Annotated in this window: 12 protein-coding genes; 7 read left to right on the forward strand and 5 right to left on the reverse strand. The window is 34.8% G+C overall.

The window, feature by feature from the left end; all coding sequences use genetic code 11:
• Positions 1-96: 96 nt before the first annotated feature.
• The 3 genes from D8M05_RS14155 (at position 97) to spoIIP (ending at position 3,322) form a co-directional block, all read left to right on the forward strand.
• Positions 97-822, forward strand: a complete 726-nt coding sequence (locus D8M05_RS14155) for a cytochrome c biogenesis ResB family protein (RefSeq protein ID WP_121132910.1) — start codon at positions 97-99, stop codon at positions 820-822.
• Positions 823-833: 11 nt separating this feature from the next.
• Positions 834-2,027, forward strand: a complete 1,194-nt coding sequence (ccsB, locus tag D8M05_RS14160; protein WP_121132912.1) for a c-type cytochrome biogenesis protein CcsB — start codon at positions 834-836, stop codon at positions 2,025-2,027.
• A gap of 167 nt (positions 2,028-2,194) precedes the next feature.
• The gene (gene spoIIP, locus D8M05_RS14165; RefSeq protein WP_121132914.1) at positions 2,195-3,322 is read left to right on the forward strand and encodes a stage II sporulation protein P; all 1,128 of its coding nucleotides are present in this window, start codon (positions 2,195-2,197) and stop codon (positions 3,320-3,322) included.
• A gap of 97 nt (positions 3,323-3,419) precedes the next feature.
• Here spoIIP and D8M05_RS14170 read toward each other — a convergent pair whose 3' ends face one another.
• Positions 3,420-5,015, reverse strand: coding sequence for a multicopper oxidase family protein (locus D8M05_RS14170; protein ID WP_121132916.1), 1,596 nt, complete (start codon positions 5,013-5,015; stop codon positions 3,420-3,422).
• Positions 5,016-5,232: 217 nt separating this feature from the next.
• Between D8M05_RS14170 and D8M05_RS14175 the strand changes: the two genes are divergently transcribed.
• Positions 5,233-6,048, forward strand: coding sequence for a ZIP family metal transporter (locus D8M05_RS14175; RefSeq protein ID WP_121132918.1), 816 nt, complete (start codon positions 5,233-5,235; stop codon positions 6,046-6,048).
• Between the two features lie 269 nt (positions 6,049-6,317).
• On the opposite strand, the gene D8M05_RS14180 is transcribed toward D8M05_RS14175, so the two are convergent.
• A complete protein-coding gene (locus D8M05_RS14180) occupies positions 6,318-7,790 on the reverse strand; it encodes a UDP-N-acetylmuramoyl-L-alanyl-D-glutamate--2,6-diaminopimelate ligase (RefSeq protein WP_121132920.1) in 1,473 nt (490 codons plus the stop codon).
• A gap of 267 nt (positions 7,791-8,057) precedes the next feature.
• Here D8M05_RS14180 and D8M05_RS14185 point away from each other — a divergent pair, with 267 nt between their 5' ends.
• Positions 8,058-9,503 (forward strand): MATE family efflux transporter, encoded by a 1,446-nt coding sequence (locus D8M05_RS14185; protein WP_047982424.1) that lies wholly within the window; start codon positions 8,058-8,060, stop codon positions 9,501-9,503.
• An 86-nt stretch (positions 9,504-9,589) separates the two neighbouring features.
• Here the strand turns inward: D8M05_RS14185 and D8M05_RS14190 are convergent, their stop codons facing one another.
• Together D8M05_RS14190 and D8M05_RS14195 are read right to left on the reverse strand one after the other, a co-directional pair.
• Positions 9,590-9,973 (reverse strand): cupredoxin domain-containing protein, encoded by a 384-nt coding sequence (locus D8M05_RS14190; RefSeq protein WP_121132922.1) that lies wholly within the window; start codon positions 9,971-9,973, stop codon positions 9,590-9,592.
• A 199-nt stretch (positions 9,974-10,172) separates the two neighbouring features.
• Positions 10,173-11,066, reverse strand: a complete 894-nt coding sequence (locus tag D8M05_RS14195) for a cupredoxin domain-containing protein (protein ID WP_121132924.1) — start codon at positions 11,064-11,066, stop codon at positions 10,173-10,175.
• Between the two features lie 408 nt (positions 11,067-11,474).
• Here D8M05_RS14195 and D8M05_RS14200 point away from each other — a divergent pair, with 408 nt between their 5' ends.
• A complete protein-coding gene (locus D8M05_RS14200) occupies positions 11,475-12,179 on the forward strand; it encodes a cytochrome c biogenesis CcdA family protein (protein ID WP_121132926.1) in 705 nt (234 codons plus the stop codon).
• A gap of 31 nt (positions 12,180-12,210) precedes the next feature.
• Positions 12,211-12,732, forward strand: a complete 522-nt coding sequence (locus D8M05_RS14205) for a CueP family metal-binding protein (RefSeq protein WP_121132928.1) — start codon at positions 12,211-12,213, stop codon at positions 12,730-12,732.
• Between the two features lie 272 nt (positions 12,733-13,004).
• Here D8M05_RS14205 and D8M05_RS14210 read toward each other — a convergent pair whose 3' ends face one another.
• Positions 13,005-13,349 (reverse strand): four-helix bundle copper-binding protein, encoded by a 345-nt coding sequence (locus tag D8M05_RS14210; protein ID WP_121132930.1) that lies wholly within the window; start codon positions 13,347-13,349, stop codon positions 13,005-13,007.
• Positions 13,350-13,376 lie beyond the last annotated feature (27 nt).

The following is a 13,376-nucleotide window of genomic DNA, read 5'->3' on the forward strand; positions in this document are numbered from 1 at the left end:
TGTAACGGGGACGATAGTAAGTTCTTGGCTTGGCATAAAAAAAGCACCTCCTTGAATTGATATGTCTATCTTAACAGGAGGTGTTGGTATTTTTATATGCGTTGTTTGAATACGGGTTTACGTTATACTTTATATCAACAAGGCTATCAAATAAATGAATTCTCGAAGATGACCTTTAAAATCTATCAATTGAATGATCCAGAGGCTGAAGCATTAGGGGAATTTACAGTTGATTTATTTGACCCCAAAACAGAGTACGAGATTGATAGTGAATTCAGAGTAGAAGTGGTTGAATACTATCCAGATTATACATTAACCGAAGATCAGGTAAGGTCTAAGACAAAAGATTCCAATAATCCTGCATTCGTGTTTAACTTATATCCTCCTGGTAGTGAAGATGCTGAGATTAGTTTTGTAGGTGACGTTATCGGTTCAGCAGAGGATTTAGGGATAGACACTTCCGCTGTTGACCTACAGCCAATGGGTAATCTTATAGGGGCATTCGCACCTTCAATTGACCCTACTGGTGAAAATCAATATCGTATTTTAATTGATTCCATAGAATTTGACCGTAAGAGTGGCTTAAGTATTAAAAGGGATTATACCATTCCACTTTTTGTATTAGGTACACTAATCTTTATGATAGGTGTCATCCAAGGTATGTATTGGCAGCACAGAAGAATTTGGATACATCCAAAAAAAGAAGGTATTCTTTTAGCTGCTCATACCAATAAGAACTGGTTTGGACTTAAAAAGGATATTGAAAAAGTAATCGACGGGACTTCCATTCAAATGGTGGAAGAACAAAAAGAGGATGATTAGGGAGGACAATCATGGAGGGCTTATTAAATACGAGTAGTACAATGCTGTTCACTGCGTTCATATTGTACTTAATCGCAACATTATTTTTCGGTGCAACTATCAAAGAGAAAAATGGTGAACAAAAAAAATCCGGTTTTGCTGGAAAACTAGCAATAACACTAACAATACTTGGGTTAGTTGCGCAGCTAATCTACTTTATTACAAGATGGATGGCCTCAGGACATGCTCCAGTTAGTAATATGTTCGAATTTGTTACTTTCCTTGGTATGTGTTTAGTGTTAGCGTTTATTATTATCTATTTTATTTACAAATTAAACATTTTAGGTTTATTTGCATTACCGATTGCTATGATTTTTATTGCATATGCAAGTGTGTTTCCAACAGAAATTGCACCACTAGTTCCATCATTAAAAAGCTACTGGTTATATATTCATGTAACTACTGTTGCTTTAGGGTCAGGCATTTTATTTATTAGCTTTGTTGCAGGATTAATGTACTTAATTCGCCAAGTTGATCAACGTAAACGTGATGCTCGAGTTGTTTCGTTAGAAGTAGTTTTATATTTCATATTCCTGTTATTAGGGTTTATCCTTATTTCTTCCGTATTTAGTGCTATGAATTATAGTGCAATTTTTGAATATGATTTAAATGGTAAGAGGGTAATGACAGAATATGAGCTACCAGCGATTGCCGCACCGAATGAAAGTACCTTAGTAACTGAAGGTGTAATGGAACCGTGGTTCGAAACCCCTTCATGGATGCAAGGTTCTCATGCCGGAAGAAAATTTAACAGTGTTATTTGGTCAATGGTTGTAGGGTCAGCTCTCTATGGTTTAACCCGGTTGCTGTTACGGAAGCGTGTAGGTGCGGCAATTAGTCCGCTACTTAAAAAAGTAAACCCCGAGTTATTGGATGAGATCAATTATCGTGCAGTAGCAATTGGGTTTCCAATCTTCACATTGGGCGGATTAGTTTTTGCCTCTATTTGGGCTCAAGAAGCTTGGGGACGCTTCTGGGGCTGGGATCCAAAAGAAGTTTGGGCACTTATCACCTGGTTCTTCTATGCTGCATACTTACATTTAAGACTTTCACGCGGTTGGCATGGAGAAAAGTCAGCGTGGCTAGCTATAATAGGTTTTGGGATAATTTTATTTAACCTAATTGTTGTAAATTTAGTGATAGCAGGGCTTCACTCTTATGCATAATGCAATTAATTGATGTTACTTTAAACTGTTTTAAATATAACCCTAATATAAGCATTTTTAAAACTATCACCGGGAAAATGGTGATAGTTTTTTAATAGAAGTTGAATATACAATGATATAACTTCTATTTTAGCCCAACAAATCATAGATTAAATAGAGGTGATATTTTGAAGAATGCTAATAGGGTAAGAGTATTTTCAATAATATTAATCAGTTTATTTATTCCGATGACAATTATTATAACTTTGGTAATAAATACTTCAAATGTGAAAGACAATATGTTTGCACAACTTATTAACTCAGATGAATTTTCGAAGGTTTTTTTATCTATAATGGGAGAAGAAATTCCCAATTTTAAAGAGTATATAGACAATGAATATAATACTCCTTCCATTGGTAACTTGTTATTAGAATCAATAACCGGAATTAATACTGATAACCTCAATATGGTACTAATTAGTGAAATTCCAGGATTCAGTTATAATAATGTAATTTATGTGGCTGGTCAGGGTTCAGATTATTCAAATCTCCCTCAAGAATCTCCACCACCAGACTTTGATGAACTACTAAAGACAGAAGGTTCAGTTAAAGATAACCAGAATGTACCAAACATAAATACAGATAGTTCAAATAATCCAACAGTTCTTATCTACCAGTCTCATAGTTGGGAAGGATATCTACCTTTAATGGCAGAGCATGAGAGGACAAGTGACTCATCAAGTATTAATAATAATGAAAATGTAGTTCTAGTTGGTTCCATGCTAGCAAAAAAATTGAACGAGTATGGTGTTTATGCGGTACAGGACCAAACTAACATTGCTAAAGCATTAAAGGATAGGGGATGGAATTATAGCCATTCTTATCAATTGTCTCGTGAACTTATCGAAACTACAGTTTCTAAAAATGAAGATATAACATATTTAATTGATATACATCGGGATTCAGCGACAAGAGATATAACAACTGTCACTATTAATGGGAAAAGTTATGCAAGGCTATATTTTGTAGTTGGGAAAGAATATGCTAATTATGAGGAGAATTTATTATTTGCTAAAGAGCTTCATGAGAAACTTGAAGAGAAGTATCCTGGACTCAGTAGAGGTGTTTATTTGAAAACAAGTTCTGAGGGTAATGGTGTCTATAATCAGGATATATCAAATAGATCTCTATTAATAGAAATGGGTGGAATTGAAAACAATAAAAAAGAACTATCCAATACAATAAACGCATTTTCCGATGTTTTTATGGAACAGTATGAGGGAGTTATTGAGGTTATTGCTCCAAATCAAGGTTAAAGATTACAAATTTATCTAAGAATCAGGGCGGGCTTGATATTAACTTTAAAAGGTATGCCAGGAACTTACCCTTGCATACCTTAATATTTTGATTTCCTTATTCAGGCTGATTATCTACTCTACCTGTATCTGTATAAAATGGTTCAAAATTATTGTATTCAACTGTTGTAACCATTCCACTAGATGCGTGATGTAAATCATGGCAGTGGAATAACCAGTTACCAGGATTATCTGCAACGAATGCTACTTCATAAGTTTCCCCATACTTAACGTTCAATGTATCTTTGATAATAGGGGAACCTTGAAGTTCCTCTCCATTTTTACTTAGAATTTGGAAGAAGTGACCATGAAGATGCATAGGATGGTCAGCTTTATCCATACTGTTATTGGTAAGTGTAACTTTCACTTTGTCTCCTTTATCTACCTCAATAGGAGGGACGTCTGGATAGGTTGCTCCATTTATAGTCCATACCATGCCCATTTCTTCTTCAGAACTCATTGCAGTGTTAAGCTCCATTTCGTACTCTACATCAAAATTATCATTTAAATTAAATTGAGATTCTGTTTTCTCTCCAAGCTTCGTGATATCTACTATATCCGGTGTTAGAAAATGTTCAGCCTTTTGGCCATTTCCATCTTCATATACAATATCCATTTTCATGTCCTGAGCAGCTTCCATTTCTCCATGACAATCGATGGTAAAGTCACCACTGCCATCCGCAACAAATTCAACGTCAACACGTTCCCCAGGAGCAACTTCAATAACTGAGCCAGCTATTATTTGTGGATTATTCACTTTTTGTCCATCAACATGTGTCACTTTATAATCAACCGGAATATGAATTTGATGTGCCATATAGCCTGCATTTACAAATCGTAACTTTACAGTTTCGCCTTCCTTTACGAACAACGGCTCATTATTTTCGTAAGTCTTTCCATTAATGGTGAAAATATCATAAGATGACATATCATGAGCCATCATATCGCTCATGTCCGATGATTCCATATCCATACCGTTATGTTCCATGTCTTCCATACTATCCATGTCACCCATATCACCATGATCCATGCCATCCATATTCATGTCATTTTCCTCATGACTACCTGATTCCCACTCATCAAGTACTAGGGTGTAGTCTCGGTCGACATCAGCATCGTCCTCAGATTCTACGATTATAGTCCCGTATAATCCCTTATCTAATTGCTCAACACCATTTTGATGGGAATGATACCAATATGTTCCTGGATCATTTGCTATAAATTCATAGGTGTATGTTTCTCCTGGAAGCACAGCATCCTGTGTTACACCCGGAATCCCGTCTTGTGTATTAGGTACAGGAATACCATGCCAATGAATGGATACAGGTTCTTCTAATTCATTGGTTAGGTTAACCTTTACTACTTCACCTTGTTTTACACGTATTTGTTCACCCGGAACAGTACCATTGTAGGTCCAAGCCGTTATAGTTTTATCTGAGCTTAATTCCCATTCTGCTTCTTGTGCAGTGAGATTAAATTCATTAATTTTCTTGCCGTCAAAATTTTCTGTTTTAACTTGTACTACTTCAGAAACAGTTCCCTCTGAATTGGATGTTTCATCTTTCTCAGCATTAGATCCATTAGATTGGTCTGTACATGCCGCTAAAATAGCAATAATAGATATTAAGAGTGATGAAATTATAAATTTTTTCATGTTTTGTTTCCTCCTCTTTCATATCGAGTGTACTAAAGAAATATGAAGAAATTATGCATTTTTAATAACTGAAATGTGACAAAACTGATTTCCTATCTAATTTTTTTAGTTTATTATATTGTAATTATTGTTGCTTAGGATTAAAATGTTTCCATTAGGAAACTTTTTATGACATGGGCATATCATGATAAAAATCCTACTAGAAGGAGAGGAAAGTATGATTGATGTTTTTATAGAATTTCCCCCAGTAATTCAAGCAATGATAGCAACACTTTTTACTTGGGGGATGACGGCACTAGGAGCCGCTTTGGTATTCACTACAAAATCATTTAATCAAAGATTATTAGATAGTATGTTGGGGTTTGCCGGTGGAGTAATGATTGCAGCCAGTTTTTGGTCGTTACTATCTCCTGCAATAGATATGGCAGAGGGAGGAAAAGTACCAGCTTGGATTCCTGCAGCTGTTGGTTTTATGTTAGGCGGAGGAGTTTTGTGGGGAGTTGATAAATTACTTCCACATCTTCACCCGAACGCCTCATTGGGGCAGGCGGAGGGACTGCATTCCAAAAAAGCTAAAAGAAGTACATTAATGGTACTTGCTATAACCTTACACAATATTCCAGAAGGTTTAGCAATAGGTGTTGCTTTTGGGGCTCTAGCAACGGATTCTCCAACTGCCTCCATAGCTGGAGCAATTGCTTTAGCCATTGGTATTGGAATTCAGAACTTTCCTGAAGGGGTAGCTGTATCTATGCCGTTACGAAGGGATGGAATGTCTAGAAGAAAGAGTTTTTATTATGGTCAATTCTCTGGTATGGTTGAACCTATTTCAGCTGTTGTTGGCGTACTAGCAGTATCGCTAGTTGAGCCACTTTTGCCATACGCTCTAAGTTTTGCTGCAGGTGCAATGATATTTGTTGTGGCCGAAGAGGTAATCCCAGGTTCTCAAGAGAAGGGGAATAAGGATCTTGCTTCAATGAGTTTAATGATTGGATTTACCGTGATGATGATCTTAGATGTTGCTCTTGGTTAGAGTTCAAGGATTCAATTTGAAGTTAACAAATGAATTGCAATTTCCAAAGAACAGTTTGAAATCAATACGGTTAATGATAGTTCAAATGAATTTTATTTGATCGTAAACTCAAAAAAAGTTAAAGTAAATAAATGCCTTCCATACTCAAATGGGAGGCATTTTATTTCAAAATAGTTAGTTTAGAGTAAGAACCATATTTCATGCTAAATTAAAATCCTTCACTATTGTGAAATTAACATTTTATTAAACTTTAAACCTTAAAAGGATGATTATTCAATAAGGGCCTTTCTTTGAAATAGATCGTTAACGTATAGAACTGTATCAGTGTCAAAATAAGTAGGTAATTTAAAACTTTGCTTGTACTGCTCATGACCCTTACCAGTAATAATAATCCAATCACCTTTTTGACTATGTTCAATAGCCCATTTTATAGCCATTGTTCGATCCTCGATAATCATACCTTTTTCATTTCCATATGAATGGTTTAAATAACTGAGAGTTCTTATCATTTCATTCTTAGAAACAGAATTTAAATCATCTAATGTCAAAATATATCGGGTACTTAGTTCGGAAGTAACAGATAACATTTCTGGTCTTTTACTCAAATCCCTACCACCACGAAAGCCAAATACATGTGTTATTCTTTTTGAACCTTTCTGGTTTGCGGTTCTTAAACAATGAAAAATTGCATCAGCAGTATGAGCATAGTCGACAACAGCTGTTGCTCCATTGGACAGTTTATAAATTTCAAATCTCCCTCTGACACCCTTAAAATTAATAATTGTTTCAAGAATGGATTCACTCCCTAATCCCATTATCCTTGCAGTTCCATATGCCATAACACTATTGTACATATTATGAATTCCTTCCATAGGAGAAAAAATATCATTTTCGATTTTATTATCCATAATGGTTACGATAGAGTTCTTTGAGTTAAAATTTATTATTTTAAACTTACACTTAGGTTTTTGTCCAATTGAGTAAACAATTTTTCCTTGGCCATCTAATATCTTTGCTAATTCGTCACCCCAAAAATTATCTATGTTAATAATTGCTTGTCCATCTTCTTTTAGATAGTCAAACAATAACATTTTGCTTCTAAAGTATTCTTCCATCGTTTTGTGATAGTCCAGGTGTTCATGATCTAGATTTGTAAACAAGCATAAATCAAATGCTAAACCTTCAACTCGGTGTTGAGTTAAGCCATGGGAAGAGATTTCAATAATAATCACCTCATCCTTGCTCTCAGCTATAAGTTTGTGTAATTCTAATGAGCTCGGTGTGGTATTGGTACTGTTTTTTACCTCACCATTGATTATGTTTTGTATGGTGCCAATTAAAGAACAAGTTTTACCGTTACTTTCTAAAATGTGTTTTAAAAGGTGACTGGTTGTTGTTTTTCCGTTCGTCCCGGTGATTCCAATCATAATTTTATTTTTCGAGGGATTGCGATAAAAGTTTCTCGATAGGATCCCCAATGTTTTTCTACTATCGTCAACCTGTACATATGGTATGGGTAAATCATCAATTCCTTTTTCACCTACTATTAGACATGCACCCTTGTTGATAGCATCTTTTATGTAATCATGACCATCAGCGTTATGTCCCTTAATGGCTACAAAAACATAATTGATATTTATGTCAAATGAACTGTAAGCAATACCCTCAATAATTAGTTCTTTAGTTTCCTGCTTTATATTATTTAGAATTTCAATTCCATCCAATAATTGTTCGATTTTCATATATAAAATAGACTCCTTAGATAGAAATTAGATTAACTACTTAATTTTAAATTTAAAATATGGAGTTACTGTGCAGATTTATAACTGTAATAATCACTTAATGTTTTTAACAATATTTGTAAATAAAATGTGTTCTATTAGCAAAATAGAAATAATATTACTTCACCTAATCTTCATGATGTACAGATATAGGGCAGTATAGAAATAAACTATATGCTGAAAATAATAAATGAAAATACCCAGAAAGGATGGTGACCGGGACCAATTATGACCACTCACAGTGAAGATGATAAAATTAAATTAGCTGATACAGATATGAAAAAGATTAAAGTAATCTTATTGTTAGCATTTCCGGCTATAATAGAAAACCTTTTCCAAACGATTTTAGGATTTGTTGATACATATTTTGTGTCAAAGCTCGGATTAGTAGAGGTTTCGGCTGTTGGTGTTACGAATGCGGTATTAGCTATTTACTTCGCACTATTTATGGCCATAGGTGTAGCAGCAAATGTATATATTGCTAATTTTTTAGGTGCAAATAAAGTAGAAAAGGCAAGACATATAGCACAACAATCCCTTATTTTAGCCTCAGTATTTGGTGTTATAACCGGTATTATTACGCTACTTTTTGCGGAAGAACTTTTGCAATTAATGGGCATTGAGGCCAATGTGTTAGCGGCAGGTACTATGTACTTTAAAATAGTAGCCATACCCTCGATTTTTATGTCTCTTATGTTTGTAGCAAGCGCAATCTTGCGTGGTGCAGGGGATACGAAATCTCCAATGAAAATAAGTATTATCGTAAATATCATTAATGCCGTACTAGATTATATTTTTATCTTTGGATTCTGGGTTATTCCTGGTATGGGGATTGTAGGGGCTGCAATTGCTACCGTGATAGCACGTGTAATCGGTGCTATAGGATTACTACTGTATATTCAACGGTCAGAATTAATAAAATTTAAAAAGGAATACTGGAAGTTAGACAAAACACATATGAAAGAATTAATGGTTCTTGGTAGTCCGGCAGCTGGGGAAAGGTTAATTATGAGAGCTGGGCAAGTTGTATACTTTAGCTTTGTGGTGGCACTAGGAACTAATGTATTTGCTGCTCATCAAATAGCAGGAAATATAGAAGTTTTTTCCTATATGATTGGGTATGGTTTTGCTACTGCAGTGACTATTTTGGTAGGGCAGCAATTGGGTGCAGGAAATCAACAAGAAGCTACAAAATACGCTAAACTATCCGCTTTTTTAGCCGTAGGATTTATGACTATTTTTGGTGCATTGCTGTTTTTCTTTGGAGAATGGGCTGGTGGATTCTTCTCACAGGATCCACAGGTTAAAGAAGACATAGGGACCGCCTTAAAAGTTTCGGGAGTTTTTCAGCCTTTTCTAGCAGTTGTACTGACATTAACTGGTGCCTTTCAAGGCGCAAATAATACGAAATTTCCAATGTATTTAACTGGAGTTGGAATGTGGGCAGTGCGAACACTATTTGTATATGTGTTAGGCATTAAACTTGGATGGGGGTTGTTAGGGGTTTGGATAGCTATTGGCTTAGATACTGGGCTAAGAGCCTTAGTGCTTATCATACAATTTAAACGCAACAGATGGATTGTTGAAAAGACTGATCAAAGAGAAGATCCAGAGTCTCATTGTCATCCTCAAACAACAAAAGAGAATATGTCTTCGTGTGTTAACAACTACTAGGTCGAAAAAATATATTTAAGCATGTTAGACATGAAAAGAAAGGTAAATAAAGAGTTGTCCACCATGAACAACTCTTTATTACTTGATTATTTAACTATTAATGTTGATTTCATTTCACTATGACCTTCACCACACGGAATGCTACAATAGATTATGTATTCCCCAGGTTGATCAGGTGTAAATGATGCTTTACCATCACCCTCAATATTTACATCAAATTCATCAATTGCAATCCCATGCATACCCTCATTATTTGTTAGGGAGATAGAGACTTCCTCACCAGCATTTACGCTGTATTCAGCTTGGTCAAACTCCCAATTGGTTGCTTTGATGTTAACCATATTGTTTGAGGTAGCTTCCCCAGTTTGTGAAGAATTACTGTTATCCGTGTCACTACTATTAGTTTGCCCACATGCTGCTAATACCAAAACTAGCCCTATTGTAATCAATGCCAATAATCCTTTATTCATAGAAATTCCTCCTTAACAATTTTGATATATTCTTACTAATGATAACTCTAGAATACAATTGTCTACTTTCTGTGCAGAAAGAAGGACTTCTTTGTGAACAAATTATAAATTAGCTATTGGGCATGAAAGTATAACTTGAGAATTGAAAAGAGCATTGATTCAACAAAAAATCTGTTCTTATTATTATATTCTGTAATTCTCACGAAACCTCCATTGTTCCTATCATTCCCGACTCTTTATGACCAGGTATTGTGCAAACAAACTTATATACCCCAGGTTCAGTAGGAGTAAAAGAAATGGATTGTTCTTCTCCAGGGGCAGCATGAAGATGAATAGTATTTGCGGTATTCTCATGATGATGGTTAGAGTTTTGCTGCACATTTGATGGAGTAAAACCGATAATTTCTAGATCGTGTTCTATCTTACCAGTATTCTCTATTGATAAAGTTACCGTTTCTCCGACCTTGACGTTAACATTATTAGGTAGAAAATTATATTCATTTGTGTTGATTTTCAAACTATTGTTGCTCTCTTCATTTTCAGAGTGATTATGCTCTGCTGAACCTGTTTCTATAAAGACGGGACCAGTTTGATTGAAAACAAAAAATAAAAATCCAAATAGAAAAACGGGTACTAACGGATTGTAAAAAAGGGATAATTCTTTTCCGATATTCTCTTTTTGCATCATATAAAATAGAATCAGCATGGTAGCGAGGAATAAAAAGAACATTATTAGAACAATGGCATCGTGATATTCCATTGCAATCATCGCTCCTAGCATAGCACCCATCATTCCGCCCATCAAACCTGATAAAAGACCGTCTAGAACGGCCATGACACTGACGGGGACTCCCGCTAAAAATCCGACAATCATCCCTGCAGCCATTCCTAATAAGGTGGCTAGAAAAAAGTTTTCAAAAAATAGTATCCCAAAGATTATACCGAGAAGTAATCCAACACTCATTCCTAGTGTCATTGAAATCATCATACCAGTCATACAGGGTACTTTTCTTCTATTGTAAAATGTTTTTCCAATAATAATAGTTGATAATAGAAAAGTGATTAAAAATATCAAATACAAAGTTGTTCCCATTTTGTTCAAACCCCTCTCTTTTCTTGTCCAATTATGAAGTTAATTAATTATATGTCTGTCCATACTAAAAATATTCTTTTTATGAGAAAAGGAAGGGAGGGGGAGTCAGCATTTGAATTAGAGTATTATCATAAGAGGACGCCGATAAATAATCCTAACTATTTTCATAATGATAAACATTGATTAATTCGTGGCTAATTGTGGCGATTTTGTGAGGTTTTGTAAACCTGCACAATTTCTGCATTAATTGAGGCTATATTAGGAAGTAATGTTTAAATTTATAATTGGAATTGTTTAATTGTAAATTTACATGATAAAAGGTGAAATGTAGTTTTGTATAATTTGAACTATATAATTGTCAAAAGATGTTTCTAGAGATACTATTATGACAATCAGAGGGGGATTGAATTGGACGAAATTAATATTTTTCTTGCTTTTGGTGCGGGATTTCTATCTTTTATTTCACCATGTTGCTTACCGCTTTATCCTGCTTTTATATCATATATTACCGGAATGAGCGTTAGTGAAGTGAAAGAAGAGAATAAAAAAATGAATAAACGAGCAATTTTACATACCATTTTCTTTTTAATTGGTTTTTCCAGCATTTTTATCATGATAGGATTTACGACATCTTTCATCTCTGAATTCTTATTAATATATCAAGATATTATTAGACAAATTGGTGCTATATTAATTATTTTCTTTGGATTAGTTATTGTAGGAGTTCTTAATTTTAAGTTTCTTATGAAGGATAGGAGAATATCGTTTAAAAACCGTCCAGGTGGATTTTTAGGATCATTTTTAATTGGTATGGCGTTCTCACTAGGGTGGACACCTTGTACAGGACCAATACTAGCCATTGTATTGTCGTTGGCTGCTACCAATCCAGATGTTGGCATGGTGATGATGATAGCTTATGTATTAGGATTTTCAATTCCATTCTTTGTACTTTCCTTCTTTGTAGGACGAATAAAATGGATTAAAAAACATAGTGTCAAAATTATAAAAATCGGTGGATATATAATGATTTTCATGGGAGTTGCACTTTTCTTTGATTGGCTTACTAAACTAACTTCCTTTTTAGCAGGTTGGATTGGATTTTATGGATTCTAGTATTTTAACAACAACAGGAGTTGAATAATAGATGCAAAAAGGTTTATTTGCAGTGATTGGATTATTGCTCATAATTTTGTTATCGGCATGTAATGGCAGTACACAGGAGATAGAAGGGGAAAAGAATATTAAGGAAATGGTATATGAATATAGTGTCAATAGCATTGATGGTGTAAATGCTTCCATTACATCTCAAGAATTAATTGTTACAGAAAGTGATAATGAGAAAACTACCTACAACTTGCCTGAGGATGAGTTTTTTGTTTCAATTGCTCCATTCATTAATACAACTCATCCTTGTACAAATCACAGCCTAACTGGCTGTCAAGGTGAACTAATCGATAAAGAATTTGATGTATATATTCAAGATGAAGATGGGAATGTAGTTGTTAATGAAACAATAACATCGTTAAAGAATGGATTTATTGACTTATGGTTACCTCGAGATAAAACATTTCAAGTTAAAATTGAATATGATGGAAAAATAGCAGAATCTGAAATTTCCACATTTGAAGGTGACAACACTTGCATAACGACTATGCAGCTGATTTAATTGTGATTGAGCAGAACAAGGGTTGTTAAGGGAACTTTTTAACTAACAATTACATTGCTTTCTAAATTGTATCTTTCAGATTTTAGTTTGCTGCTGCCTAAGGAACCCAATCTTATTGCATAGGAATTACCCCTTAAAAAATGACGTGTGAAGCTGTAGGAGCCCCAAAAAGTGATTTTAGGGTATATCTCACAACTGACACGTCATTTTTGAATTATCAAACACTCATCTACGCTTTGTTACTCTTATTAATATTAACTCTAACGAGAATCTTAGGAAGCCATCTGCCTGCATGCAGTTGCACATGAACGGCAAATTTCAGCACATTCCTTGCAATGTGCATCTGGGAATTTATCACATTCCGTAGCACAGCCTTCACACATTGAAGCACAAAGTTCACAAAAGCTTTTAGCCATATGACTGTTTCTAGCCATTAGAGCCGCAGCCTGTAAACAAATTTCAGCACAGTCATTTAGATGCTGAATACATGTAATTCTTGCTTGAACGTCTGGTTCTTGTAAACATGCTGTATGACATTCCTCACAGGCACGTGCACACTTTATACATTCTTCAATACAATGATCCATGTTTGATGGTGAGTTGGAAAGTACGCCCATCTATAAACACTCCTTTTCATTAAAAAT

Source organism: Oceanobacillus bengalensis (assembly GCF_003628445.1).
In the GTDB taxonomy this organism is placed as follows: Bacteria; Bacillota; Bacilli; order Bacillales; family Amphibacillaceae; genus Oceanobacillus; species Oceanobacillus bengalensis.

Excerpts from the sequence above, each read along its gene's own strand:
- D8M05_RS14155 (WP_121132910.1), top strand. The coding sequence starts at position 97 with ATGCGTTGTTTGAATACGGGTTTACGTTATACTTTATATCAACAAGGC.
- ccsB (WP_121132912.1), top strand. The coding sequence starts at position 834 with ATGGAGGGCTTATTAAATACGAGTAGTACAATGCTGTTCACTGCGTTC.
- D8M05_RS14170 (WP_121132916.1), bottom strand. The coding sequence starts at position 5,015 with ATGAAAAAATTTATAATTTCATCACTCTTAATATCTATTATTGCTATT.
- D8M05_RS14175 (WP_121132918.1), top strand. The coding sequence starts at position 5,233 with ATGATTGATGTTTTTATAGAATTTCCCCCAGTAATTCAAGCAATGATA.
- D8M05_RS14180 (WP_121132920.1), bottom strand. The coding sequence starts at position 7,790 with ATGAAAATCGAACAATTATTGGATGGAATTGAAATTCTAAATAATATA.
- D8M05_RS14185 (WP_047982424.1), top strand. The coding sequence starts at position 8,058 with ATGACCACTCACAGTGAAGATGATAAAATTAAATTAGCTGATACAGAT.
- D8M05_RS14190 (WP_121132922.1), bottom strand. The coding sequence starts at position 9,973 with ATGAATAAAGGATTATTGGCATTGATTACAATAGGGCTAGTTTTGGTA.
- D8M05_RS14195 (WP_121132924.1), bottom strand. The coding sequence starts at position 11,066 with ATGGGAACAACTTTGTATTTGATATTTTTAATCACTTTTCTATTATCA.
- D8M05_RS14205 (WP_121132928.1), top strand. The coding sequence starts at position 12,211 with ATGCAAAAAGGTTTATTTGCAGTGATTGGATTATTGCTCATAATTTTG.
- D8M05_RS14210 (WP_121132930.1), bottom strand. The coding sequence starts at position 13,349 with ATGGGCGTACTTTCCAACTCACCATCAAACATGGATCATTGTATTGAA.